Origin of the sequence: uncultured Cellulomonas sp. (assembly GCF_963527515.1) — a bacterium.
Lineage (GTDB): Bacteria > Actinomycetota > Actinomycetes > Actinomycetales > Cellulomonadaceae > Cellulomonas.
Genome location: NZ_CAURTV010000001.1, coordinates 1 through 25494, shown reverse-complemented (window position 1 = coordinate 25494; position 25494 = coordinate 1). Strand labels below are relative to the sequence as shown.

Sequence of the window (25494 nt, the reverse complement as noted above, 5' to 3'; positions counted from 1 at the left end):
TGTCAGTGCGGGCACGTAGACTCCCCGCGTGAACGAACGACTGGTGGTGCAGGGCGCCCGCGAGCACAACCTCCGCAACGTCGACCTTGATCTCCCGCGTGACAAGCTCATCGTGTTCACCGGTCTGTCCGGTTCCGGGAAGTCGTCGCTGGCCTTCGACACCATCTTCGCGGAGGGGCAGCGCCGGTACGTCGAGTCGCTGTCCGCGTACGCCCGCCAGTTCCTCGGGCAGATGGACAAGCCGGACGTCGACTTCATCGAGGGCTTGTCGCCCGCCGTGTCCATCGACCAGAAGTCGACCAACCGGAACCCGCGGTCGACCGTCGGCACCATCACCGAGGTGTACGACTACCTGCGTCTGCTGTTCGCACGCGCGGGCACGCAGTTCTGCCCGGTCTGCGGCGAGCGGGTCACGGCCCAGACGCCCCAGCAGATCGTGGACCGGCTGCTCGAGCTGCCCGAGGGCACCCGGTACCAGGTGCTGGCCCCCGTCGTGCGCGGGCGCAAGGGGGAGTACGCCGACCTGTTCAAGGAGCTCCAGAGCAAGGGCTTCGCGCGCGCCCGCGTCGACGGCGAGGTGGTGCAGCTGACCGACCCGCCCGCGCTGGAGAAGAAGCTCAAGCACGACATCGAGGTGGTCATCGACCGGCTCGTGTCGCGCGAGGGCGTCCAGCGCCGGCTCACCGACTCCGTCGAGACCGCCCTCGGCCTGGCCGGCGGGCTCCTCGTCGTCGAGCTGGTGGACGCCGACATCGACGACCTCAACCGCGAGCGTCGGTTCTCGGAGCACCGCGCCTGTCCGAACGACCACGTGCTGGCCCTCGACGAGATCGAGCCGCGGACGTTCTCCTTCAACGCGCCCTACGGCGCCTGCCCGGAGTGCACCGGGATCGGCTCGCGGCTCGAGGTGGACCCGGACCTGGTCATCCCGGACGAGGACCTGTCCCTCGACGACGGCGCGGTGGCGCCGTGGTCGCAGATCTCGAGCGAGTACTTCGCCCGGGTGCTCAGCGCGCTCGCCGCGGACATGGGCTTCTCCACGTCGGTGCCCTGGCGCGCACTGCCGCAGCGCGCCAAGGACGCCGTGCTGCACGGCCAGAACCATGAGGTGAAGGTCCGGTACAAGAACCGCTGGGGTCGCGAGCGGCAGTACTCGACGGGCTTCGAGGGCGTCATCACGTTCCTGGAGCGTCGGCACAACGAGACGGACTCGGACTGGAGCAAGGAGAAGTACGAGGCCTTCATGCGCGAGGTCCCGTGCCCCGTCTGCGAGGGTGCGCGGCTCAAGCCGGAGGTCCTCGCGGTGCGCGTCGGCGGCAAGTCGATCGCCGAGGTCTGCAGCCTGCCCATCCGGGAGGCGCGTGCCTTCCTCGACGACCTGCAGCTGGGCGAGCGCGAGCGGGCCATCGCCGTGCAGGTGCTCAAGGAGATCCAGGCGCGCCTCGGCTTCCTGCTCGACGTGGGCCTGGACTACCTGTCCCTCATGCGACCGGCGGGCACCCTGTCCGGCGGCGAGGCGCAGCGGATCCGGCTGGCCACGCAGATCGGCTCCGGCCTGGTCGGCGTCCTGTACGTCCTGGACGAGCCGAGCATCGGCCTGCACCAGCGCGACAACCGGCGGCTGATCGACACGCTCACCCGGCTGCGGGACCTGGGCAACACGCTCATCGTCGTCGAGCACGACGAGGACACGATCCGGACCGCGGACTGGATCGTGGACATCGGTCCCGGCGCCGGGGAGCACGGCGGTCGGGTGGTGCACTCGGGCGACCTGGCGGGGCTGCTGTCCTCGGCCGAGTCCGTGACGGGTGCGTACCTGTCCGGCCGCCGGTCCATCCCGACGCCCCAGGTGCGCCGACCCACCGACAGGTCCCGGGAGCTCACCGTCGTCGGCGCGCGGGAGCACAACCTGCAGGGGATCGACGTCTCGTTCCCGCTCGGGGTGCTCACCGCCGTCACCGGGGTGTCCGGATCGGGCAAGTCGACGCTGGTCAACGCGATCCTCTACACGGTGCTCGCCAACGAGCTCAACGGCGCCCGCCAGGTGGCCGGCCGCCACAAGCGCGTGACCGGCCTCGAGCACCTGGACAAGGTCGTGCACGTGGACCAGGGACCGATCGGGCGGACGCCACGCTCCAACCCCGCGACGTACACCGGCGTGTGGGACCACGTCCGCCGGCTGTTCGCGGAGACCACCGAGGCCAAGGTCCGCGGCTACACGCCCGGGCGCTTCTCGTTCAACGTCAAGGGCGGGCGCTGCGAGGCGTGCTCCGGCGACGGCACCCTGAAGATCGAGATGAACTTCCTCCCGGACGTGTACGTGCCGTGCGAGGTCTGCCACGGCGCCCGGTACAACCGCGAGACGCTCGAGGTGCACTTCAAGGGCAAGACGGTCGCCGACGTGCTGAACATGCCGATCGAGGAGGCCGCCGACTTCTTCGCCGCCGTCCCCGCGATCTCCCGGCACCTGCGCACGCTGGTCGACGTCGGGCTCGGGTACGTCCGGCTCGGCCAGCCGGCGCCGACGCTCTCTGGCGGTGAGGCGCAGCGCGTCAAGCTGGCCGCCGAGCTCCAGCGCCGCTCGACGGGTCGCACCATCTACGTGCTCGACGAGCCGACCACCGGCTTGCACTTCGAGGACATCCGCAAGCTGCTCGGGGTGCTCCAGTCGCTGGTGGACAAGGGCAACTCGGTCATCGTCATCGAGCACAACCTCGACGTCATCAAGAACGCCGACTGGGTCATCGACATGGGCCCCGACGGTGGCAGCGGCGGCGGTCTGGTCGTCGCCGAGGGCACCCCGGAGCACATCGCCTCCGTCGTGGAGAGCCACACCGGGCGGTTCCTCGCGGAGGTGCTCGAGCCGGTGGCGGCGCCGCCGGCGAAGCGTCGGGTGGTCAAGCAGCGCGTGCCCGCGTGACCGCACGGGCGGCCGGGGACCTCGTCGTCCTGCGTGAGGACGAGCCGCAGGTGGCCGCCTTGCGAGCCGACGGCTGGTCGGTCGTCGGCACCTCCTGGGGTGCGCGCCTGACGGTCGCGGAGAAGGTGACGGTGGACGCGCTGCGGGCCGCGGTCGACGCCGCCGAGGCGGCCGGCTGGACGGTCGCACGGCTCGGCCCGCTCGACGCGCCCGCCGTCGTGCAGGTGGACCGCGAGTCCCTCGACGACTACCCGGCGGACGCGGTGGCGACGTACCACGCGGTGCCCGACGAGCGGGAGCTCGCGCGGGCTCTGGCCGGCGACTGGCGTGCGTACGGCGCGCGTCAGCCCGACGGCACGCTCGGCGCGGTGACGGTGATGCGGCCGGACGAGGACCGCATCGAGACCGAGTTCACCGTGACCCGCGCGGCGGTGCGCCGGCGGGGGCTCGCCTCCGCCGTCAAGGCGTTCGGGATCCTCGACCACGTCGGCGCGGGGCACCTGACGTTCGGCACGGGCGGTCACGCGGCGAACACCGCCTCGATCCGAGTCAACGAGCGGCTCGGCTACGTCCTCGAACCGCGCTGGCTCACGCTGCGCCGGCCCTGAGGCACGGTGTGCACGGGCCCGATGCGACGGGCACGATGCGCGACGGGCTCGGTGCGCGACGAGCTCGGTGCGCGACGGGCTCCGTGCGCGACGAGCTCAGTGCGCGACGAGCTCAGTGCGCGACGGCCACCCGCACCGGGACCGGCTCGTGCCGGACGGGGAAGTTGACCGAGCGCGCGATGAAGCAGTGCTCGTGCGCCTGGTGGTGGATCCCGGACAGGACCGCGTCGGTCACCGCGCTGCCGGTCGGCAGGTGCGCGCCTGCAGCGAGGGTCACCCGCGGTCGCAGGACGACCTCCCGGAACTGACCGTGCCCCGCGGCCTCGACCCGCATGGTGCCGACCGCCTGGTCCTCGTACCCGACGACCACCACGCCCGCCGCGGACGCGAGGTGCAGGAACCAGAGCATGTGGCACTGCGCCAGCGCGCTGACCAGCAGCTCCTCCGGGCTGTACCGCGCCGGGTCCCCGCGGAACGCGGGGTCCGCGGAGCCGGGCAGCGGCGGCTTGGAGCCGATCCGCACCTCGTGGTCGCGGCTGTACGCGGTGTAGCTCGACGTCCCGGTCCGGCCGGCACCGGTCCAGGTGAGGTCGACGGAGTACGTGTGCAGGGGGCCCATCCGCCCACGGTAGCGGCGTCGGTCGGGGTCCGTGCGTTCGGTGACGTCGGTGCTGCGAACTACGCTCGACCGCATGGCTGATCCCGCCACGTACCGTCCCGCGCCCGGGGAGATTCCCGACTCGCCGGGCGTCTACCGCTTCCGCGACGAGCACGGCCGCGTCATCTACGTGGGCAAGGCCAAGAGCCTCCGCTCGCGCCTCTCGTCGTACTTCCAGGACCTGTCCGGTCTGCACCAACGCACCCGCCAGATGGTGACCACCGCGGCGTCGGTGCAGTGGACCGTGGTCGGCAACGAGGTCGAGGCCCTGGCGCTGGAGTACTCCTGGATCAAGGAGTTCGACCCGCGGTTCAACGTGAAGTACCGCGACGACAAGTCGTACCCCTACCTGGCCGTGACGCTGGCGGACGAGTTCCCGCGGATCCAGGTGATGCGCGGCGCCAAGCGCAAGGGCACCCGCTACTTCGGCCCGTACGCGCACGCGTGGGCGATCCGCGAGACCGTCGACCTGCTGCTGCGCGTGTTCCCGGTCCGCACGTGCTCCGCCGGTGTCTTCAAGCGCGCGCACCAGCAAGGCCGGCCGTGCCTGCTGGGGTACATCGACAAGTGCTCGGCGCCCTGCGTCGGACGGATCTCGCCCGACGACCACCACCAGCTGGCCAGGGACTTCTGCGACTTCATGGCGGGGGACACGGCCAAGTTCACGCGCCGGCTCACGGCCCGCATGAAGGAGGCGGCGACCGAGCTGGACTACGAGCGGGCGGCACGGCTGCGGGACGACATCGCGACCCTCGAGCGGGCGACCGAGAAGAACGCCGTGGTGCTCGCCGACGGCACGGACGCGGACATCTTCGCGCTGGCCGGTGACGAGCTGGAAGCGGCCGTGCAGGTCTTCCACGTGCGTGACGGCCGCATCCGCGGGCAGCGCGGCTGGGTCGTCGAGAAGGTCGAGGACGTCACGGACGCGGAGCTGGTCGAGCACCTGCTGCAGCAGATCTACGGAAGCGAGGCGGAAACAGGCGGGCGTGCCGACGGAGCAGGAGCGGGGTCGTCGGCGGTCCCGCGCGAGGTGCTGGTGCCCGTGCTTCCGCCCGACGTCGACCAGGTGCAGGCGTGGCTCACGGGCCTGCGCGGCAGCCGGGTGTCCGTCCGCATCCCGCAGCGCGGCGACAAGCGGGAGCTGGCGGCGACCGTGCACCGCAACGCCGAGCACGCGCTCGTCCTGCACCGGACACGTCGGGCCGGGGACCTGACCACCCGGAGCCAGGCGCTCCAGGAGATCCAGGAGGCGCTGGACCTGCCCTCGGCGCCGCTGCGCATCGAGTGCTACGACGTGTCGCACAACCAGGGCACCTACCAGTCGGCGTCCATGGTGGTGTTCGAGGACGGGCTCGCGCGCAAGAGCGAGTACCGCCTGTTCACCATCCGCGGACCCGAGGGGCAGGGTGCGCGCGACGACACCGCGGCGATGCACGAGGTCATCACGCGGCGGTTCCGCCGGTACCTGGCGGAGCGCTCCGACGCACGCGACGTGGAGCTGGGCATCGGCGAGGACGACGACGGCCAGCCCCTGCGGTCGGGGCCGATCGACGAGGTCACGGGCAAGCCGGTGCGGTTCGCGTACCCGCCGAACCTCATCGTGGTCGACGGCGGTCCGCCGCAGGTCGCCGCCGCTGCAGCGGCGATGGCCGAGCTCGGCATCGACGACGTCGCGCTCGTCGGGCTGGCCAAGCGGCTCGAGGAGGTGTGGCTGCCGGGGGAGGAGTACCCCGTGATCCTGCAGCGCAGCTCGGAGGGCCTGTACCTGCTCCAGCGCCTGCGCGACGAGGCCCACCGCTTCGCCATCACCGCGCACCGCAGGCGTCGGAGCAAGGGCATGACGACGTCCGTGCTGGACGGTGTTCCCGGCCTCGGACCGGCGCGGCAGGCGGCGCTGCTGCGGCACTTCGGGTCCGTGAAGCGCCTGCGGGCCGCCTCCGTCGAGGAGATCGCCTCGGTCCAGGGGATGGGGGACCGGACGGCAGCGGCCGTCGTCGCCGCGCTCGCCGCGCCGGTGGCGTCGGAGCCGGTCACCGAGTCGGCTGGCATGCTGGACGCATGAGCGACGAGCCTTCGCCGATCACGGTGCCCGCCGGGATCCCTGCCCTCGAGGCGGCCACCGAGGCACCCCACCTGAGCCAGCCGCAGGTCCTGATCATCACGGGGATGTCCGGCGCCGGGCGCACGCGCGCGGCCGCCGTCCTGGAGGACCTCGACTGGTACGTCGTCGACAACCTGCCCGCGCAGATGCTCACGCACCTCGTGGGCATGCTCACCAGCGGCCCTGCGGGTGTCCGGGCCCAGCGGCTCGCTGCGGTGATCGACGTGCGCGGCGGGGAGTTCTTCCAGGACCTGGCGCCCGTGCTGGCGGGGCTGCGGGAGTCCGGCGTGGAGTACCGGATCCTGTTCCTCGACGCGTCCGACGAGGTGCTGGTCCGGCGGTACGAGCAGGTGCGCCGCCCGCACCCCCTGCAGGGCCAGGGGCGCATCCTCGACGGCATCGCGGAGGAGCGCGCGATCCTCGCCGACCTGCGGGAGCGCGCGGACACCCTCATCGACACCTCCGACCTCAACGTGCACGACCTGGCGCGGGAGGTCCGTTCCGTGGTCGCCGGCGGCGCCGAGGAGGCGCTGCGGATCTCGGTCGTCTCGTTCGGGTTCAAGTACGGGCTGCCGCTCGACGCCGACCACGTGGTGGACGTGCGGTTCCTGTCCAACCCCTACTGGATCACTGAGCTGCGGCACCTCACCGGGCTCGACGCGCCCGTCCGGGACTACGTGCTCGGCAGGCCGGGGGCGATCACGTTCATCGACCGGTACGTCGACGCCCTCGAGCCGGTGCTTGCCGGGTACCTCAACGAGGAGAAGCGGTACGCCACCATCGCGGTCGGCTGCACGGGCGGCAAGCACCGCTCGGTCGCCATCAGCGAGGCCATCGCTGCGAGGCTGCGGGAACGGGGGCACCTGGTCGCCGTGTCCGCCCGCGACCTCGGCAAGGAATGAGGGCGAGCGCTCCGGCCGTCGTCGCGCTCGGTGGTGGCCACGGCCTGTCGGCCTCGCTGTCCGCGCTGCGCCTGATGACCGACCGGATCACCGCGGTGGTCACGGTCGCGGACGACGGGGGCTCCTCCGGGCGCCTGCGGGACGAGCTCGGCGTGCTGCCGCCGGGCGACCTGCGGATGGCCCTGGCCGCACTGTGCGACGACTCCGACTGGGGCCGGACGTGGCGCGACGTGCTGCAGCACCGGTTCAGCTCGTCGGGGGACCTGGACCAGCACGCGGTCGGGAACCTGCTCATCGTCGCTCTGTGGGAGCTGCTCGGCGACACCGTCGAGGGCCTCGACTGGGTGGGCAGGCTGCTGGGTGCGCGCGGCCGGGTGCTGCCCATGTCGTCCGTGCCGCTGCTGATCGAGGCGGACGTGGACGACGGCGCCGGGACGATGCGGCGCGTCGTCGGGCAGAGCGCGGTCGCCGTCACCTCCGGGACGGTCTCCCAGGTGCGCCTGGAACCGCCGGACCCGCCCGCGTGCCCGGAGGCCGTCGCGGCCATCGAGGCGGCCGACTGGATCGTCCTCGGACCGGGGTCCTGGTACACCTCGGTGCTCCCGCACCTGCTGGTGCCCGGTCTGCGCGACGCCCTCGCCCGGGCGCGGGCCCGCACGATCGTGACGCTCAACCTGGCGTCGGGCGAGTCGGGGGAGACCGCCGGCATGCGCGCGGACCAATACCTCGAGGTCCTCCTCACCCACGCACCGGAGCTCCGGGTCGACGCGGTGGTGGCCGACCCGACGGCGGTCGAGAACGTGACCGCGCTGGCCGCGCGGACCGCGGACCTGGGCGCCCGCCTGCTGCTGCGGCAGGTCAGCCGCGGCGACGGGACGGCGCGGCACGACCCGCTGCGGCTCGCCGGGGCCTACTCCGACGTGGTCGAGGGCTTCCTCGGGGACGTCGGCACCCGCGCGAAGCCACCCGAGTAGGTGACGCGACCGGTCCCGGACACGCGTCTAGCAATGGCAGGATGCACCCCATGGCGTTGACGGCACAGGTGAAGGACGAGCTCGCCCGTCTGAAGGTGGACAAGACGTCCTCACGGAAGGCCGAGGTCTCCGCCACCCTGAGGTTCGCGGGTGGCCTGCACATCATCTCGGGCCGGATCGTCATCGAGGCGGAGCTGGACACGGGCATCGCCGCCCGTCGGCTGCGGCAGGCGATCTCCGAGGTCTACGGGCACGAGAGCGAGATCATCGTGGTGTCCGGCGGTGGCCTGCGCCGCGGCAGCCGGTACGTGGTGCGCGTGGTCAAGGACGGCGAGTCCCTCGCCCGGCAGACCGGCCTCCTGGACAACCGGGGCCGCCCGGTGCGTGGGCTGCCCCCGCAGGTCGTGTCGGCGGGGGTCGCCGAGGCGGAGTCCGCGTGGCGCGGTGCGTTCCTCGCGCACGGGTCGCTCACCGAGCCCGGTCGCTCGTCCGCGCTCGAGGTCACGTGCCCGGGTCCGGAGGCGGCGCTGGCGCTCGTCGGCGCCGCGCGCCGGCTCGGCATCGCGGCGAAGGCGCGCGAGGTCCGCGGCATCGACCGCGTCGTCATCCGCGACGGGGACGCGATCAGCGCCATGCTCGCCCGGCTGGGCGCCCACGAGACCATGCTCGTCTGGGAGGAACGCCGCGTCCGGCGCGAGGTCCGCGGCACCGCCAACCGGCTCGCCAACTTCGACGACGCCAACCTGCGCCGGTCCGCCCGCGCAGCTGTGGCCGCCGGCGCACGGGTGGAGCGGGCGTTCGAGATCCTCGGCGACGAGCTCCCGGAGCACCTGCGCGAGGCGGGCGAGCTGCGCCTGGCGCACAAGGAGGCGTCGCTGGAGGAGCTGGGCAAGCTGGCCGATCCGACGCTGACCAAGGACGCGGTCGCCGGGCGGATCCGGCGCCTGCTGGCCACGGCGGACAAGCGCGCGGTCGAGCTCGGGATCCCCGACACCGAGGCCGGGCTCAGCCCTGACCTGCTCGATCTCTGACCTGGGACATCACGGTCCGGGGCGTCTCACGGGGGACCTTCGTCACCGCGTGAGCCCGGTCACTGGTATAGGGTTCATGTCATCCGAACGTCACACGACGGTCATGTGTTGGGCACGAGAACTTGCCTATGCCGCCGACGTCCGGAGCGCACAGCGGCGTGCGTGACCCCATCACCAAAATGTGTGCGCCGGCCCCTCGTCGGCGCTGCCGAGGAGGGCAAGTGACCATCCGCGTCGGTATCAACGGCTTCGGCCGTATCGGGCGTAACTTCTACCGGGCCATCCTGGCTTCCGGTGCCGACATCGAGATCGTCGGCGTGAACGACCTCACGGACAACAAGACGCTCGCGCACCTGCTCAAGTACGACACCGTGCTGGGCCGTTTCCCGCTGAGCGTCGACTTCGACGACGAGAACATCATCGTCGACGGCAAGAAGATCCGTGCGCTCGAGGAGCGGGACCCGGCCAAGCTGCCGTGGGCCGAGCTCGGTGCGGACATCGTGATCGAGTCGACCGGCTTCTTCACGGACGCCACCAAGGCGAAGGCCCACATCGAGGCCGGCGCCAAGAAGGTCATCATCTCCGCCCCGGCGAAGAACGAGGACGGCACGTTCGTCGTCGGTGTCAACCACACCGACTACGACGCCGCGACGCAGCACATCATCTCCAACGCGTCGTGCACCACGAACTGCCTCGCCCCGGTGGCCAAGGCGCTCAACGACTCGATCGGCATCGAGCGTGGCCTCATGACCACGATCCACGCCTACACGGGTGACCAGAACCTGCAGGACGGCCCCCACAAGGACCTCCGTCGTGCGCGCGCCGCGGCGCAGAACATCGTCCCGACCTCGACCGGTGCGGCCAAGGCCGTGGCGCTCGTGCTCCCGGAGCTCAAGGGCAAGCTCGACGGCTTCGCGCTGCGCGTGCCCGTCATCACCGGCTCCGCCACGGACCTGACGTTCACGGCCTCGCGCGAGGTCACCGTCGAGGAGGTCAACGCTGCGGTCAAGGCCGCCGCCGACGGCCCCCTCAAGGGCATCCTCGAGTACGTCGAGGACGAGATCGTGTCGAGCGACATCGTCACGAACCCGCACCAGAGCATCTTCGACTCCAAGCTCACCAAGGTGAGCGGCGACCTGGTCAAGATCATCGCCTGGTACGACAACGAGTGGGGCTACTCGAACAGCCTCGTCGCGCTGACGAACTACGTGGGCGAGCGTCTCTGACGTCTCCGCTGCACCAGCAGTGACGGTCATGCGTCCGCGTGCGTCCCGGCCCCCGAGGTCGCGGCGCACGCGGACGCAGCCGTGTCCGCCCCCGATCGAGTCAAGGTAGGAGCTCCCATGAAGACCCTCGAGGACCTCGGTGACCTGCGCGGCAAGCGCGTCCTGGTCCGTTCCGACTTCAACGTGCCGCTCGACGGCACGACCATCACGGACGACGGCCGCGTGCGCGCGGCCCTCCCGACGCTGCAGGCGCTCCTCGCCGCCGGTGCGCGCGTCGTCGTGATGGCCCACCTCGGCCGCCCCAAGGGCGCGCCGGAGGACAAGTACTCCCTCAAGCCCGTCGCGGACCGCCTCTCCGAGCTGCTCGGCCAGCCGGTCGCCCTGGCGACCGACGTCGTCGGCGACTCGGCCAAGGCGACCGTCGCCGCGCTGCAGGACGGCGAGATCGGCCTGCTGGAGAACATCCGCTTCGACCCGCGTGAGACGTCCAAGGTCGACGCCGAGCGCGCCGAGCTCGCCGGTGAGCTGGCTGCGCTGGCGGACGTCTTCGTGTCCGACGGCTTCGGCGTCGTGCACCGCAAGCAGGCGTCGGTCTACGACGTCGCGCAGGTGCTCCCGCACGCGGTCGGCCAGCTGGTCCTCAAGGAGGTCGCGTCGCTGCGCAAGGCGACGGACGACCCGGCGCGGCCGTACGTGGTCGTGCTCGGCGGCTCCAAGGTCTCCGACAAGCTCGGCGTCATCGCCAACCTGCTGACCAAGGCGGACCGCCTGCTCATCGGTGGCGGCATGCTCTTCACGTTCCTCGCGGCCAAGGGCTACTCGGTGGGCGGCTCGCTCCTCGAGGCGGACCAGATCGAGACCGTCAAGGGCTACCTGGCGCAGGCGGAGGAGGCCGGTGTGGAGATCGTCCTGCCCACCGACATCGTCGTCGCCGACGAGTTCAAGGCCGACTCCCCGGCGCAGGTCGTCGCGGCCGACGCCATCCCGGACGGCAAGATCGGGCTCGACATCGGGCCCGAGTCGAGCGCGCTGTTCGCGAGCAAGATCGTCGACGCCAAGACCGTGGTCTGGAACGGCCCGGCCGGCGTGTTCGAGTTCGAGGCGTTCTCCGCCGGCACGCGTGCCGTCGCGCAGGCGCTGGTCGACGCCGGCACCAACGGCGGCTTCACCATCGTCGGCGGTGGCGACTCCGCCGCGGCCGTGCGCACGCTCGGCTTCGACGAGGCCGGGTTCGGACACATCTCGACCGGTGGTGGCGCGAGCCTCGAGTTCCTCGAGGGCAAGACGCTCCCCGGCATCGCGGTTCTGGAGGACTGAGCGTTGACCACTCGCACCCCGCTGATGGCGGGCAACTGGAAGATGAACCTGGACCACCACCAGGCGACGCACACCGTGCAGAAGCTCGCCTGGACGCTCAAGGACGCCAAGCACGACTACTCGTCCGTCGAGGTCTGCGTGCTGCCGCCGTTCACGGACCTGCGCAGCGTGCAGACGCTGGTCGACGCCGACAAGCTCGAGCTGGTCTACGGCGCGCAGGACGTCTCGGCGCACGCGTCGGGCGCCTACACCGGCGAGATCTCGCCGCTGTTCCTGGCCAAGCTGGGCGTCACCTACGTGGCGATCGGTCATTCGGAGCGCCGTGAGTACCACAACGAGTCCGATGAGCTCATCAACGCCAAGGTGACGTCGGCGCTCGGCGCCGGCATCGTCCCGATCCTGTGCGTCGGCGAGGTGCTCGACGTCCGCAAGGCCGGTGAGCACGTCCCGCACACGCTGGCCCAGCTGGACGGCGCCCTCGCCGGCCTCACGGCCGAGCAGGTCAAGACGATCGTCGTGGCCTACGAGCCCGTCTGGGCGATCGGCACCGGCGAGACGGCGACCCCCGAGGACGCCCAGGAGCTGGCCGCGGCCATCCGGGCACGCATCGCCGAGCTGTACGACGCCGAGACGGCCGACGCCGTCCGCGTGCTCTACGGCGGCTCGGTCAAGTCGTCGAACGTCGCCTCGATCATGGCCAAGCCCGACGTCGACGGCGCGCTCGTCGGCGGCGCGAGCCTGGACCCCGAGGAGTTCGCCGCGATCGCGCGCTACAAGTCGCACGCCGTCGGTCTCTGACTGCCGCGGGGCGGGTTCCGTGGACACCGCGGAACCCGCCCGGGCACGGTGGTGGCTTATCGCCCCACTCGTCGCCTACCCTGTACCGCGGTCCACCGCACCGTCGCACGCTCCACCTGCGCGACGTGCCCGCCCAGTAAGGAACTGACACCGACGTGACTGGCCTTCGTATCGCCCTCCAGGTGCTGCTGGTGCTGACCAGCCTCCTGCTCGTCCCGCTCGTCCTGCTGCACAAGGGCAAGGGTGGTGGCCTCTCCGACATGTTCGGCGGTGGCATCACGAGCAGCGCGGGCAGCTCCGGCGTCGCTGAGCGGAACCTGAACCGCATCACCATCGGCACCGCGCTGGTCTGGACGGCGATCATCGTCCTGCTCGGCCTCATCGAGCGCACGGCCTGAGGCGGTAGCGATGGCGAGCGGGAGCGCGATCAGGGGGTCACGGGTCGGTGCGGGCCCCATGGGCGAGGCCGAGCGTGGCGACACGGCCCCGCGCGTGTGGGTCTCATACTGGTGTGCCAACGGGCACGAGACGCGGCCCAGCTTCGCCGAGGAGGCCGCCCTCGAGGCGCCGGTGACGTGGGACTGCCCGCGCTGCGGGTTCCCCGCCGGGCAGGACCAGGAGAACCCTCCGTCGCCGTCCAAGAACGAGCCGTACAAGACGCACCTCGCCTACGTGAAGGAGCGGCGGTCCGACGAGGACGGCGCCGCGATCCTCGACGAGGCACTCGCGGCCCTGCGCGCCAAGCGCGGCGGCTGACTCAGCGAGACGAGACGACAGGAAGGCCCCCTGCAGGGTTGCAGGGGGCCTTCGCTGTCGTCAGGGCTCAGTCGCGGACCCGCAGGAGCGCGAAGCCGTCGTGGCCCTTGCTCCCGACCGTCTGGACGATCGTGCTGTCGTAGCGCGGGTGGTCGGTGAGCAGCTCGACCATCGCTCGCACGCCCTGGACCCGCTCGTCCGGGTGGCCCGCCTCGACGACCGCACCGCCCCGCACGACGTTGTCGACCACGACCACCGAGCCGGGTCGCGTCAGGGCCAGCGTCTGCTCGAGGTAGCGGGGGATCGACTGCTTGTCCGCGTCGATGAACACGAGGTCGAACGGCGGGGTGGCGTCCGCGGCGAGCGCGTCGAGCGTCTCGGCGGCGGGCCCGACGAGCAGGTCCACCAGCTCGCCGACGCCCGCGGCCGCCAAGGAGTCGGTGGCCACGCGGGCGTGCTCCGGGTCGATCTCCAGCGTTGTCAGACGACCGTCCGCCGGCAGGGCCCGAGCGAGCCACAGGGTGCTGTAGCCGCCGAGCGTGCCGATCTCGAGGATGCGCCGGGCGCCCACGGCCTGCGCGAGCAGGTGCAGGAGCTTGCCCTGCTGGGCGGTGACCGCAATGTCGGGCAGTCCACCGTCGGCGGCGGCGCGGCGGGTGGCCGACAGGGCGTCGTCCTCGGGCACGAGGGCGGCGAAGTACTCGTCGACGCTGCCCCACAGGTCGGCCGGCGTCCGCTCCGGGGCGGGGAAGGCGGCTGCGGTCGTCGAGAGCGCGGACGGGGTGCCGAGGCCCTCCGTGGCGGCGACGTCGACGAGCCAGAGCGTCCGCTCGGTGCCGAGCGCGCCCGCGGCCGGCGTCGTCTCGACGGGTGCCCCGCGCAGGGCGGAGGCGACGGCTGCGGCCTTCTCGGAGCCGGCCGCGACCACCCAGACCTCCCGGGCGCCGCGGATCGCGTCGTAGGTCAGCGAGACGCGCTCCGGCGGTGGCTTGGGGGAGCCGTGCACCCCGATCGTCGGGCGGCCCGTCACGGTGAGGGCCTCGTGTCCCGGGAACAGGGAGGCCACGTGCCCGTCGGGACCCATGCCCAGCATCAGCACGTCGAACGCCGGCGAGCCCGCCGCCGCCAGCTCCGCCGCGTAGGCCTCGGCGGACGCCTCGGGCGTCGGCACGTCGTCGCTGCGCGCGGGCATCGCGTGCACGTTGGCGGCGGGCAGGGCGTCGCCCAGCGCGTCGATGAGCGCGCCGCGCGCCTGCGTCTCGTTGCGGTCGGGGTCGCCGTCGGCCAGGAACCGCTCGTCGCCCCACCACAGGTGCACGCCGGACCAGTCGACCGCGTCCCGCACCGGGCTCGCCGCGACGGCGGCCAGCGTGGCGATGCCGACCGTGCCGCCGGTGAGCACCACGTGGACGGGGGAGCGGTGCGACTGCACGTCGACCAGGTGGGTGAGCAGCCGCGCCGCCGCCGCCTCCGCCAGCACCCGGGCGTCGGGGTGGACGACGACGTCCCGGGTCATGCGTCGATCCTCGCCAGCCCCTTGATCAGCACCTCGCCGTACACCTCGTCCGCGTCGAGCCTCCGCAGCTCCTCGGCCAGGCACTCGCGCAGCTGGCGGATGGGCAGTGCGATGCGGTGCTCCGGCTGGTCGGGCTGGCGCAGGGCGGCCGTCTTGCCGTCGGGTCGGTCGAGCACGATGTCCCCGGAGCTGCGCTCGAGGCGCACCTGGGTGATCGCGGGCGCGTCCTTGACCCGCTCGATCTCGACCGGGCACCTGAGGGCGTAGGCGAGCCACGCGGCCATGAGGTCGACGGACGGGTGCGTGCTCTCGCCCACGACGACTGCCTTCTGCACCTGCTCGAACGGCGGCTGGTCCAGCGTGGCCGCGATGAGGCCGCGCCACAGGGTGGCCCGCGTCCACGCCAGGTCGGTGTTGCCGTCGACATGGTGCAGGGCCAGCTTGCGCAGCGCCGCGTTCGGCCGGGCGACCTGCGTGGAGTCGGTGATGCGCCGGGCGGCCATGCGGCCGATCGGGTGCTCGGCGACGTCCTCGGGGATCTCGTACGGCCACCACGCGACGATGGGTGCGTCCGGCAGCAGCAGCGGGATGACGAGCGTGTCCAGGTGGCGCTCGAGCTGGCCGGAGGGGCGCAGGACGAGCACCTCGCTGGCGCCCGCGTCACCCCCGAGGCGGATCTGCGCGTCCAGGTTCGACGCGCGGTCGGTGGTGTCGTTCGCGATGACGATGACGCGGCAGGGGTGCTCGCGGCTGGCGTCGTTGGCCGCGTCGATAGCCTCGTCCGGGTCGTTGTCCCCCACCGGGATGATGAGGGTCAGCACGCGGCCCAGGGCGATGGCGCCGCCCTCGTCGCGCTCCTTGAGCAGCCGCTTGTTGATGTCCCGGGTGGTGGTGTCCGGCATCTCGATGATCATGGCCGCCTCCAGGTCCGTCCGTCGCGCGCCATCATCTTGTCCGCGGACTCCGGCCCCCAGGTGCCGGACCGGTACTCGTCAGGCCGACCGTTCTTGGCCCAGTACGCGGTGATCGGGTCGAGCACCTTCCAGGAGAGCTCGACCTCCTCGTGCCGCGGGAACAGCGGCGGGTCGCCGAGCAGGACGTCCAGGATCAGCCGCTCGTAGGCCTCGGGGGAGGACTCGGTGAACGCGTGCCCGTAGCCGAAGTCCATCGTGACGTCCCGGACCTCCATCGCGGTGCCCGGCACCTTGGCGCCGAACCGCAGCGTCACGCCCTCGTCCGGCTGCACGCGGATGACCAGGGCGTTCTTGCCCAGCTCCTCCGTGGCGGTCGACTCGAACGGCAGGTGCGGCGCACGCTTGAACACGACGGCGATCTCGGTGACGCGCCGGCCGAGCCGCTTGCCGGTGCGCAGGTAGAACGGCACCCCGGCCCAGCGGCGGTTGTCGATGTCCACCCGGATGGCGGCGAACGTCTCGGTGGTGGACTCCGGGTTGAAGCCCTCCTCCTGGAGGTAGCCGACGACCTTCTCGCCGCCCTGCCAGCCGGCGGCGTACTGCCCGCGGGCGGTGTGCTTGCCGATGTCGCGCGGCAGCTTGACCGCCGACAGGACCTTGACCTTCTCCGCGGTGAGGCTGTGGGCGTCGAACGACGCCGGCTCCTCCATGGCCGTGAGGGCGAGCAGCTGCAGCAGGTGGTTCTGGATCACGTCGCGGGCCGCGCCGATGCCGTCGTAGTAGCCGGCGCGCCCCCCGATGCCGATGTCCTCGGCCATGGTGATCTGGACGTGGTCGACGTAGTTCGCGTTCCAGATGGGCTCGTACAGCTGGTTGGCGAAGCGCAGCGCCAGCAGGTTCTGGACCGTCTCCTTGCCGAGGTAGTGGTCGATGCGGAAGATGTCGTCCGGCCGGAAGACGTCGGACACGATGTCGTTGAGCTCGCGGGCGCTGGCCAGGTCGTGGCCGAACGGCTTCTCGATGACGACGCGCCGCCAGGTGTCGTCCGCGGGGTGCGACAGCCCGGAGCGGGCCAGCTGCTTGCACACCACCGGGAACGCGCTGGGCGGGACGGACAGGTAGAACGCGTGGTTGCCGCCCGTGCCGCGGGACACGTCGAGCTCCTCGACGGTGTCACGCAGCCGGTCGAAGGCGTCGTCGTCGTCGAAGGTGCCCTGCACGAACCGGATGCCCTCGGACAGCTGCCGCCAGGTTGCCTCGCGGAACGGCGTCCGGGCGTGCTCCTTGACCGAGTCGTGCACGATCTGCGCGAAGTCCTGTGTCGCCCAGTCGCGGCGCGCGAAGCCGGTGAGCGCGAAGCCCGGCGGGAGCAGCCCGCGGTTGGTGAGGTCGTAGACCGCGGGCATAAGCTTCTTGCGGGCCAGGTCACCCGTGACTCCGAAGATCACCAGGCCGCACGGGCCGGCGATGCGGGGCAGGCGCCGGTCGCGCGGGTCGCGCAGCGGGTTGTGACCCGCGGAGACCTTGCTCGGGCTCACCGGGCGCCCCCGGAGTCGTTCTGCCTGGCGGCACCCAGGAGGCCGTTCGCGACCGTGTCGAGCAGCTCGCCCCAGCTCGCCGTGAACTTGTCCACGCCCTCGACCTCCAGCTGCTCGGTGACCTCGTCGATGTCGATGCCCAGGTCGCGCAGCCCGGCGATGACCGCCTCCGACTCCGCGCGGGTGCCGGTGACGGTGTCGCTGCCGTCCCCGCCGTGGTCCGCGACGGCGTTCAGCGTCGCCTCGGGCATCGTGTTGACGACGCCGGCCACCACCAGCTCGTCGACGTACAGCGTGTCCGGGTAGGCCTTGTCCTTGACGCCGGTGGACGCCCACAGCGGCCGCTGCGGGTGCGCCCCGGCCGCGGCCAGCGCGGCCCACCGGTCGGCGGACACGACCTCCTGGTAGAGGCCGTACGCCAGCCGTGCGTTCGCGATCGCCGCCTTGCCGCGCAGCGCAGCCGCCTCCGGTGTCCCGATCGCGTCCAGCCGCGGGTCGACCGCCGCGTCCACGCGCGAGACGAAGAAGGACGCCACCGACTCGATGGGGGGCAGGTCGTGCCCGTTGGCCCGCGCCTGCTCGAGCCCGCTCTGGAACGCGTCGAGGACGGCGCCGTACCGCTCCAGGGAGAAGATCAGCGTGACGTTGACGCTGATCCCCTCGGCGAGCACTGCCGTGATCGCCGGCAGGCCCTCCAGGGTGGCCGGGATCTTGATGAAGACGTTGGGCCGGTCCACCGTGGACCACAGGGACTTCGCCGACTCGACGGTGGCGTCGGTGTCCTTGGCCAGGCGCGGGTCGACCTCGATCGACACCCGACCGTCCACACCCCCGGTCGCGTCGTACACCGGACGCAGCACGTCGGCCGCCTGCCGGACGTCGTCCGTGGTGATGCGGAAGACCGCCGCGTCCACGTCGGCACCGGCCGCGGCGAGCTCGCGCAGCTGCTCGTCGTAGGCGTCGCCCTTGGACAGGGCGCTGGCGAAGATGGACGGGTTGGTGGTCACCCCGACCACGCCCTTGTCGGAGACGAGCTCCGCGAGGTTGCCGGTACGCAGGCGCTCCCGCGAGAGGTCGTCGAGCCAGATCGCGACGCCGGCGTCCGCCAGGCGTGCCAGAGGGGTGCTGCTCGGTGCCATGGTCGATCCCCTTCTTCCGCGCGCCGGCCCCGAGACGACGGGGCCGGCGCGCACCTGCGAACTCAGGCCTTCTGGTCGCCCGTCCCGCTCTCCGTGGGCACGGACGCCGTGCTGGCGGGTCCGGCACCGGCCGCGGCTGCGGCGATCGACTCGTGCGCCGCCGCCACGACCGCCTCGGCGGTGAAGCCGAACTCGCGGAAGAGGGTCTCGGCGTCGGCCGAGGCCCCGTAGTGCTCGATGGACACTGACCGGCCGGCGTCGCCGACGAGCTTGTGCCACGACAGCGCGATGCCCGCCTCGACGGACACCCGGGCGCGCACCGAGGACGGCAGCACCGACTCGCGGTACTCCTCGTCCTGCTCGGCGAACCACTCGAGCGACGGAGCCGAGACCACACGCGTCGCGACGCCGGCGGCCTCGAGGGTCTCGCGCGCCGCGACGGCGAGCTGGACCTCGGACCCGGTGCCGACCAGGACGACGTCGGGCGTGCCGGTGCTCGCGTCGAGCAGGACGTACGCGCCGCGCGCGACACCCTCGGTCGTCGCGAAGCCGTCCTCGCCGCGCGGGAACGTCGGGACGTTCTGCCGAGTGAGGATGAGGCCGACCGGGCCGTCGGTGCGGGCGAGGATCGCTCCCCAGGCTGCCGCCGTCTCGTTGGCGTCCGCGGGACGGACAACCGACAGGCCGGGGATGGCGCGCACGGCGGCGAGGTGCTCGATCGGCTGGTGGGTCGGGCCGTCCTCGCCGAGACCGATGGAGTCGTGCGTCCACACGTAGATGGCGGGCACCCCCATGAGCGAGGCGAGCCGGACCGAGCCGCGCATGTAGTCGCTGAACGTGAAGAACGTCCCGCCGTAGGGCCGGGTGAGGCCGTGCAGCCGGATGCCCGACAGGATCGCGCCCATGGCGTGCTCGCGGATGCCGAAGTGCAGGGTGCGGCCGAACTGGTCGCCCGCGAACTCGTGCGTCGAGCGCTTGGCCGGGATGAAGGACGGCTCGCCCTTCATCGTCGTGTTGTTCGAGCCGGCGAGGTCGGCGGAACCGCCCCACAGCTCGGGCAGCACGGGGGCCAGCGCGCTGAGCACCTCGCCGGAGGCCGCGCGGGTGGCGACGGACTTGCCGGCGGGGAACACAGGGAGCGCGTCGACCCAGCCGTCGGGCAGCTCCCCGGCGACGAGCCGGTCCAGCAGCGCGGCGTTCTCGGGGTTGGCGGTGCGCCACGCGTCGAAGCCGCTCTGCCACTCCGCCTTGGCCGGGGCGGTGCGCGCCGACAGCCCACGCGTGTGCTCGAGGACCTCGGGAGCGACCTCGAACGCCTTCTCGGGGTCGAAGCCGAGGAGCTCCTTGAGGCCGCGGATCGCGTCGCCGCCCAGCTTGGACCCGTGCGAGGAGTGGTCGTTGGTCTTGGTGGGCGTCGGCCACGCGATGAGCGTGCGCAGGCCGATGAACGACGGACGGTCGGTGACGGCCTTGGCCGCCTCGATCGCCGCGTGCAGCGCGTCGACGTCCTCGCGGTAGCCGTCGGGGCCGCCGGTCCAGTCCACGAACTGCACGTGCCAGCCGTACGCCTCGTAGCGCGCGACGACGTCCTCGGTGAAGGCGATCTCGGTGTCACCCTCGATCGAGATGTGGTTGTCGTCCCACAGCACGATGAGGTTGCCCAGCTCCTGGGTGCCGGCGATGGACGACGCCTCGCTGGTGACGCCCTCCTGCAGGTCCCCGTCGGAGGCGATGACGTAGACGTGGTGGTCGAACGGGCTGGTGCCCGGGGCGGCCTCAGGGTCGAGCAGGCCGCGCTCGCGCCGCGCGGCCATCGCGAAGCCGACGGCGGAGGCGAGGCCCTGACCGAGGGGACCGGTGGTGATCTCCACCCCGGTCGTGTGCCGGAACTCGGGGTGGCCGGGGGTCTTGGAGCCCCAGGTCCGCAGCGCCTCGATGTCCTCGATCTCCAGGCCGAAGCCGGCCAGGTAGAGCTGGATGTACTGCGTGAGGCTGGAGTGGCCGGCGGACAGGACGAACCGGTCACGCCCGAGCCAGTGCGGGTCGGCCGGGTCGTGCCGCAGGACGTTCTGGTAGAGCAGGTAGGCCGCCGGGGCGAGGCTGATCGCCGTCCCCGGGTGACCGTTGCCGACCTTCTCGACCGCGTCGGCGGCCAGGACACGCACGGTGTCCACCGCCCGCAGGTCGAGGTCCGTCCATCCGACCGTCTCGGCCAGGGGAGCCTTCGCGTTCACCGCACCTCATTTCCACCCGGGCTGGTGGCCGGGTGTCGTCGACGAGTCGGCACCCGCGTCGGGATGCCGGGCAGGGGGACGTCGCGCCGTCGCGGCGGTCGTCGGACCGTGCTCACCGACCTTATAGCGCACCCGGGGGACGGCGCCGGGCGTGACCATCCGCGCGGAGCGACCGAACTCACACGGTCGCGCCGCACGATCCGGCCGCCGGGTCGCCTCCCACGCAGGTGCAGGCCGTAGCATGGCCGAAAGTCCTACCCCGGCCCGGAGAACGAACGGAACCGCAGCGCGTGCGCCTGAGCAGCCCCCTGACAGTCGATGACGCCGGAGCGTCGTCCGCGTCGACCCCGGGGGCAGAGCCGACGGCGGTCACGGTCGCACCGCGCGGACCCCTGGCGCGGCTGCGCGCCACGGTCGGCCCCTACGTCGCGCTGACCAAGCCGCGCGTCATCGAGCTCCTGCTGGTCACCACCGTGCCGACGATGATCCTGGCGCAGGGCGGTTTCCCGGGGTTCGGGCTGGTCGTCGCGACGCTCGTCGGCGGCGCGGCCGCGGCCGGCGCGGCCAACGTGCTGAACTGCTACCTCGACCGCGACATCGACAAGATCATGAACCGCACCAAGCGGCGCCCGATCGTGACGGGCGAGGTCTCGCCGCGCGCTGCCCTGGTCTTCGGGCTCGTGCTCGGCGTCCTGTCCCTGGCCTGGCTGGCGCTCGTGGTCAACCCGGCCTCGGCCTGGCTGACCGCCGCGGCGATCCTCATCTACGTCGTCGGCTACACCATGATCCTCAAGCGCCGCACGCCGCAGAACATCGTCTGGGGCGGTGCTGCCGGCTGCATGCCCGTGCTCATCGGCTGGTCGGCGGTCACCGGCGGCGTCTCCTGGACCGCGGCGCTGCTGTTCGGGGTCATCTTCTTCTGGACGCCCCCGCACTACTGGCCGCTGTCCATGAAGTTCCGCAAGGACTACGCCGCGGCAGGCGTGCCGATGCTCCCGGTCGTCGCCAAGGACACCAAGGTCGCGCGGGAGATGATCGCGTACACGATCGCGATGATCGCGTGCTCGCTGCTGCTGGTGCCGGTGCAGGGCATGACCTGGGTGTACGGCGTCGTCGCCCTAGGCCTCGGCCTGTGGTTCCTGTGGTCGTGCATCGGCCTGCTGCGCCGCGCGGAGCACCCGGAGGCGGGCAAGCTGCGCGCGATGAGCGTCTTCCACGCGTCGATCACCTACCTCACGCTGCTGTCCGTCGCGATCGCGGTGGACGTGTTCCTGCCCCTGTGAGCGTGACCGCCACCCGGGTCGACTCGGCGCTCGAGCTCTACCTCGCCCATCTCACGGTCGAGCGCGGTCTGTCCGCGAACACCCTGCTGGCCTACCGCCGCGACCTCACGCGGTACGCGGCGTTCCTCGGCGCACGCGGCTGCACGGACCCGGTCGATGTCACCGAGGAGGACGTCGAGGAGTTCCTGCTCGCCGTGCGCACGGGGTCCGACGGGCGTACCGCGCTGTCGGCGTCGTCGGCGGCCCGCATCGTCGTCGCGGTGCGCGGCTGGCACAAGTTCCTCCTGCTGGACGGCGTGACCGGTCTCGACCCGGCGCGAGCTGTGAAGCCGCCGGCCCAGCCCAAACGGCTGCCGAAGGCGATCTCCGTCGGGGACGTCGAGCGGCTGCTGGACGCGGCGGGGCTGGGCGACGGACCCGTTCCCCTGCGCGACCGAGCGCTCCTCGAGCTGGTCTACGGCACCGGGGCGCGCATCTCGGAGGCGGTCGGGCTGGACGTCGACGACGTCGACCGCACGCCCGGACGCGCCGCGGTCCGGCTGTTCGGCAAGGGCAGCAAGGAGCGCGTGGTGCCGCTGGGCACGTACGCGCTGGAGGCGCTGGAGGCGTATCTGGTCCGCGCGCGGCCCGCGCTGGCCGTCGGCAGCAGGGGCGGCTCCCCGGGGGTGTTCCTCAACACCCGGGGCGCCCGCCTGAGCCGGCAGAGCGCCTGGGCCGTGCTGCGCGTCGCGGCCGAGCGTGCGGGGCTGGCGGGCGCCGAGCACATCTCTCCCCACACCCTGCGGCACTCGTTCGCGACGCACCTGCTGGCCGGCGGCGCCGACGTCCGGGTGGTCCAGGAGCTGCTCGGGCACGCGTCGGTGACGACGACGCAGATCTACACGATGGTCACCCCGGACACGCTCCGCGAGGTCTACGCGGCCTCCCACCCGCGGGCCCGATGAGCATCGCGCCCGCGTCGGTCTGTCGCGGGGTCAACCCGCGCCGTGCTCCGGTAGGTTGTCCCGCGTGGTGAGCCAGCAGACGACCGACCCGCAGCTCGACGCCGTCGGGCGGCCGATGCCCGTGTTCCCCGAACCGCCGCCGCTCGCCTCGCACGGTCCGGCTCGCGTGATCGCCCTGTGCAACCAGAAGGGCGGGGTCGGCAAGACGACGACCACCATCAACCTGGCCGCCGCCCTGGCCGAGTACGGCCGCAAGGTGCTGATCGTCGACTTCGACCCCCAGGGTGCCGCGTCGGTCGGTCTGGGCATCAGCCCGCACGAGCTGGACCGGACCGTCTACAACCTGCTCATGGAGCGCGACGCGGACATCCGCTCGATCATCCAGCACACCGCGACGCCCGGTCTGGACCTGCTGCCGGCCAACATCGACCTGTCGGCCGCCGAGGTGCAGCTGGTGGGCGAGGTGGCCCGCGAGTCGGTGCTCGCGCGGACGCTGCGCCCGATCCTCGACGACTACGACCTGGTGATGATCGACTGCCAGCCCTCGCTCGGCCTGCTGACGGTCAACGCCCTCACCGCCGCGCACGGCGTGCTCATCCCGCTGGAGTGCGAGTTCTTCGCCCTGCGCGGCGTCGCGCTGCTGGTGGAGACCATCGAGAAGGTCCGCGACCGGCTGAACCCTCGCCTCGAGGTCGACGGCATCCTGGCGACCATGTACGACCCCCGCACGCTGCACGCCCGCGAGGTCGTGGCGCGCGTGAACGAGGCGTTCGGGGACACGCTGCTGCACACCGTCATCAGCCGCACGGTGAAGTTCCCCGACGCCACGGTGGCCGCGGAGCCGATCACCACCTACGCACCGACGCACTCCGGTGCGGCGGCCTACCGTCAGCTGGCTCGTGAGCTCGTCGCCCGTGGCGACGCCGCCTGACGAGCGCGCGGTCCCGCCCGAGCAGCCCGCCACGGGCGCGACGAGCGCGCCCGTGGGCACCCAGGCCTTCGAGGTCCACCTCACCAACTTCAGCGGCCCGTTCGACCTCCTGCTCGGGCTGATCGCCAAGCACAAGCTCGACATCACCGAGGTCGCGCTGGCGCAGGTCACCGACGAGTTCATCGCGCACATCCGCGGCGCCGAGAAGGAGTGGGACCTCGGCCAGGCCAGCGAGTTCCTGGTCATCGCGGCCACCCTGCTCGACCTCAAGGCCGCGCGCCTGCTCCCGTCCGCCGACGTCGAGGACGCCGAGGACCTGGAGCTGCTCGAGGCCCGCGACCTCCTGTTCGCCCGCCTGCTGCAGTACCGCGCGTACAAGCTGGTCGCCGCGGACCTGGCGGAGCGGTTCGCTACGGAGGGTCGCCGGTACCCCCGGCTGGTCTCGCTCGAGCCGCACCTGGCCGCCCTGCTGCCCGAGCTCGTCTGGCAGATCGGCCCGGAGCAGCTGGCGCAGCTGGCGGCGAAGGCCGAGCAGCCCAAGGCTGCCCCGCCCGGCGTCGACATCAGCCACCTGCACGGGCCCGCCGTCAGCGTCCGGGAGCAGGCCGCCGTGCTCGTGGACCGGTTGCGGCACGGCGGGGCGATGTCGTTCCGCGCACTGACCGCCGACGCCGACGCCACCGTGGTCATCGTCGCCCGGTTCCTGGCTCTGCTCGAGCTGTTCCGGGAGGGCGCCGTCGCGTTCGACCAGGTCACCCCGCTGGGCGAGCTCACCGTGCGGTGGACCGGCGCCGAGGAGGGGGAGATCGAGGTGTCCGACGACTTCGACACGCTCGACACCACGCTCGACACCACGCTCGACGCAGAACGTGCCCGTGACGGGGCACCCGAGGAGGACGACCGATGACCGAGCAGACCGGTGACGACGCGGTGGAAGGAGAGTCGGCTGCGGCCGACGAGCTCGCGTTCGACGTCGACGACCTGCCCGGCGGTGCCCTGGCAGCCCTCGAGGCCGTCCTCATGGTGGCCGACGAGCCGATCCCGGCCGTGCGGCTGGCGACGGTGCTGGCGCTGCCCACCGCGCGGGTCGAGGCGCTGCTCGACGAGCTGGCTCGCGAGTACCGCGGGGAGACCGGCGGCCGCCCGCGCGGGTTCGAGGTGCGGCGCGCGGGAGACGGCTGGCGGGTCTACTCGGCACCGGTCTACGCGGACGTGGTCGGACGGTTCGTGCTGGAGGGGCAGACCGCCCGCCTGACTCAGGCCGCCCTGGAGACGCTCGCCGTGATCGCCTACCGCCAGCCCGTGACGCGCGGGCAGGTGTCGGCGGTGCGCGGTGTCAACGTCGACGGCGTCGTGCGCACGCTGACCACGCGCGGACTCGTCGCCGAGGTGGGCACGGATCCGTCGAGCGGTGCCGTGCTCTACCAGACCACGGGATACTTCTTGGAGCGGATGGGGCTGTCCAGCCTGGACGAGATGCCCCCGCTCGCGCCCTACCTGCCGGACATCGACTCCTTCGAGGGTGTCGACCAGGCGATCGGAGACATCAGATGAGCCCGCAGGAACGACGGTCAGGGGGCGCCGGCCAGTCCGGCGGCAGGAGCGGTGCGCCGCGGGGCAGCAGCGGCTCCGGCGCCAGCCGGGGTGGCAGCGCCGGCGGGTACCGAGGGGGTAGCGGCGGCAGCTCGAGCGGTGCCGGCGGGT

At 72.2% G+C, this 25494-nt stretch carries 22 protein-coding genes; 16 read left to right on the top strand and 6 right to left on the bottom strand.

Features of this window, described 5'->3' with window-relative positions; all coding sequences use genetic code 11:
• The first annotated feature begins 28 nt into the window (after positions 1-28).
• A complete protein-coding gene (uvrA, locus tag RYN42_RS00110) occupies positions 29-2920 on the top strand; it encodes an excinuclease ABC subunit UvrA (RefSeq protein WP_315092682.1) in 2892 nt (963 codons plus the stop codon).
• Positions 2917-3528: an acetyltransferase gene (locus RYN42_RS00105; RefSeq protein WP_315092681.1), complete on the top strand. Its 612-nt coding sequence runs from the start codon at positions 2917-2919 to the stop codon at positions 3526-3528. Before uvrA ends, RYN42_RS00105 begins: the two co-directional genes overlap by 4 nt.
• 112 nt (positions 3529-3640) lie before the next feature.
• Here RYN42_RS00105 and RYN42_RS00100 read toward each other — a convergent pair whose 3' ends face one another.
• On the bottom strand, positions 3641-4147 hold the full coding sequence (locus RYN42_RS00100) for an OsmC family protein (protein WP_315092680.1): 507 nt from the start codon (positions 4145-4147) through the stop codon (positions 3641-3643).
• Positions 4148-4220: 73 nt separating this feature from the next.
• Here RYN42_RS00100 and uvrC point away from each other — a divergent pair, with 73 nt between their 5' ends.
• The 9 genes from uvrC to RYN42_RS00055 all read left to right on the top strand — a co-directional run bounded on the left by uvrC (position 4221) and on the right by RYN42_RS00055 (position 13291).
• The gene (uvrC, locus tag RYN42_RS00095) at positions 4221-6248 is read left to right on the top strand and encodes an excinuclease ABC subunit UvrC (protein WP_315092679.1); all 2028 of its coding nucleotides are present in this window, start codon (positions 4221-4223) and stop codon (positions 6246-6248) included.
• Positions 6245-7189 carry an RNase adapter RapZ gene (gene rapZ / locus RYN42_RS00090; protein WP_315092678.1) on the top strand — a complete coding sequence of 315 codons (945 nt, stop codon included), beginning with the start codon at positions 6245-6247 and terminating at the stop codon, positions 7187-7189. The genes uvrC and rapZ overlap by 4 nt, the downstream gene beginning before the upstream one ends.
• A complete protein-coding gene (gene yvcK / locus RYN42_RS00085) occupies positions 7186-8163 on the top strand; it encodes a uridine diphosphate-N-acetylglucosamine-binding protein YvcK (RefSeq protein ID WP_315092677.1) in 978 nt (325 codons plus the stop codon). Before rapZ ends, yvcK begins: the two co-directional genes overlap by 4 nt.
• A 50-nt stretch (positions 8164-8213) precedes the next feature.
• Positions 8214-9194 carry a DNA-binding protein WhiA gene (whiA, locus tag RYN42_RS00080; protein WP_315092675.1) on the top strand — a complete coding sequence of 327 codons (981 nt, stop codon included), beginning with the start codon at positions 8214-8216 and terminating at the stop codon, positions 9192-9194.
• A gap of 221 nt (positions 9195-9415) precedes the next feature.
• The gene (gene gap, locus RYN42_RS00075) at positions 9416-10420 is read left to right on the top strand and encodes a type I glyceraldehyde-3-phosphate dehydrogenase (RefSeq protein ID WP_315092674.1); all 1005 of its coding nucleotides are present in this window, start codon (positions 9416-9418) and stop codon (positions 10418-10420) included.
• 117 nt (positions 10421-10537) lie between these two features.
• Positions 10538-11737 carry a phosphoglycerate kinase gene (locus RYN42_RS00070; RefSeq protein ID WP_315092673.1) on the top strand — a complete coding sequence of 400 codons (1200 nt, stop codon included), beginning with the start codon at positions 10538-10540 and terminating at the stop codon, positions 11735-11737.
• Positions 11738-11740: 3 nt separating this feature from the next.
• Positions 11741-12535, top strand: coding sequence for a triose-phosphate isomerase (gene tpiA / locus RYN42_RS00065; RefSeq protein WP_315092672.1), 795 nt, complete (start codon positions 11741-11743; stop codon positions 12533-12535).
• Positions 12536-12690: 155 nt separating this feature from the next.
• On the top strand, positions 12691-12933 hold the full coding sequence (gene secG, locus RYN42_RS00060) for a preprotein translocase subunit SecG (protein WP_315092671.1): 243 nt from the start codon (positions 12691-12693) through the stop codon (positions 12931-12933).
• 10 nt (positions 12934-12943) lie between these two features.
• The gene (locus RYN42_RS00055) at positions 12944-13291 is read left to right on the top strand and encodes an RNA polymerase-binding protein RbpA (RefSeq protein ID WP_056094567.1); all 348 of its coding nucleotides are present in this window, start codon (positions 12944-12946) and stop codon (positions 13289-13291) included.
• Positions 13292-13358: 67 nt separating this feature from the next.
• On the opposite strand, the gene pgl is transcribed toward RYN42_RS00055, so the two are convergent.
• The 5 genes from pgl to tkt all read right to left on the bottom strand — a co-directional run bounded on the left by pgl (position 13359) and on the right by tkt (position 20632).
• Positions 13359-14807, bottom strand: coding sequence for a 6-phosphogluconolactonase (gene pgl, locus RYN42_RS00050; protein WP_315092670.1), 1449 nt, complete (start codon positions 14805-14807; stop codon positions 13359-13361).
• Positions 14804-15721, bottom strand: a complete 918-nt coding sequence (locus RYN42_RS00045) for a glucose-6-phosphate dehydrogenase assembly protein OpcA (RefSeq protein ID WP_315092669.1) — start codon at positions 15719-15721, stop codon at positions 14804-14806. Before RYN42_RS00045 ends, pgl begins: the two co-directional genes overlap by 4 nt.
• Complete coding sequence (gene zwf, locus RYN42_RS00040; protein ID WP_315092668.1) at positions 15718-17259, bottom strand: glucose-6-phosphate dehydrogenase; 1542 nt, start codon at positions 17257-17259, stop codon at positions 15718-15720. Before zwf ends, RYN42_RS00045 begins: the two co-directional genes overlap by 4 nt.
• The gene (gene tal, locus RYN42_RS00035; protein ID WP_315092667.1) at positions 17256-18398 is read right to left on the bottom strand and encodes a transaldolase; all 1143 of its coding nucleotides are present in this window, start codon (positions 18396-18398) and stop codon (positions 17256-17258) included. Before tal ends, zwf begins: the two co-directional genes overlap by 4 nt.
• Before the next feature lie 62 nt (positions 18399-18460).
• Positions 18461-20632, bottom strand: a complete 2172-nt coding sequence (gene tkt, locus RYN42_RS00030) for a transketolase (RefSeq protein WP_315092666.1) — start codon at positions 20630-20632, stop codon at positions 18461-18463.
• Positions 20633-20922: 290 nt separating this feature from the next.
• Between tkt and RYN42_RS00025 the strand changes: the two genes are divergently transcribed.
• From RYN42_RS00025 to scpB, 5 genes are all read left to right on the top strand, one after another.
• A complete protein-coding gene (locus RYN42_RS00025) occupies positions 20923-21915 on the top strand; it encodes a heme o synthase (protein ID WP_399552346.1) in 993 nt (330 codons plus the stop codon).
• A 2-nt stretch (positions 21916-21917) separates the two neighbouring features.
• A complete protein-coding gene (locus RYN42_RS00020; RefSeq protein WP_315092665.1) occupies positions 21918-22859 on the top strand; it encodes a site-specific tyrosine recombinase XerD in 942 nt (313 codons plus the stop codon).
• A gap of 115 nt (positions 22860-22974) precedes the next feature.
• On the top strand, positions 22975-23790 hold the full coding sequence (locus RYN42_RS00015; RefSeq protein WP_315092879.1) for an AAA family ATPase: 816 nt from the start codon (positions 22975-22977) through the stop codon (positions 23788-23790).
• Positions 23774-24697 (top strand): segregation and condensation protein A, encoded by a 924-nt coding sequence (locus tag RYN42_RS00010; protein ID WP_399552358.1) that lies wholly within the window; start codon positions 23774-23776, stop codon positions 24695-24697. Before RYN42_RS00015 ends, RYN42_RS00010 begins: the two co-directional genes overlap by 17 nt.
• Complete coding sequence (gene scpB / locus RYN42_RS00005) at positions 24694-25344, top strand: SMC-Scp complex subunit ScpB (RefSeq protein ID WP_315092664.1); 651 nt, start codon at positions 24694-24696, stop codon at positions 25342-25344. The genes RYN42_RS00010 and scpB overlap by 4 nt, the downstream gene beginning before the upstream one ends.
• The last annotated feature ends 150 nt before the right edge of the window (positions 25345-25494 follow it).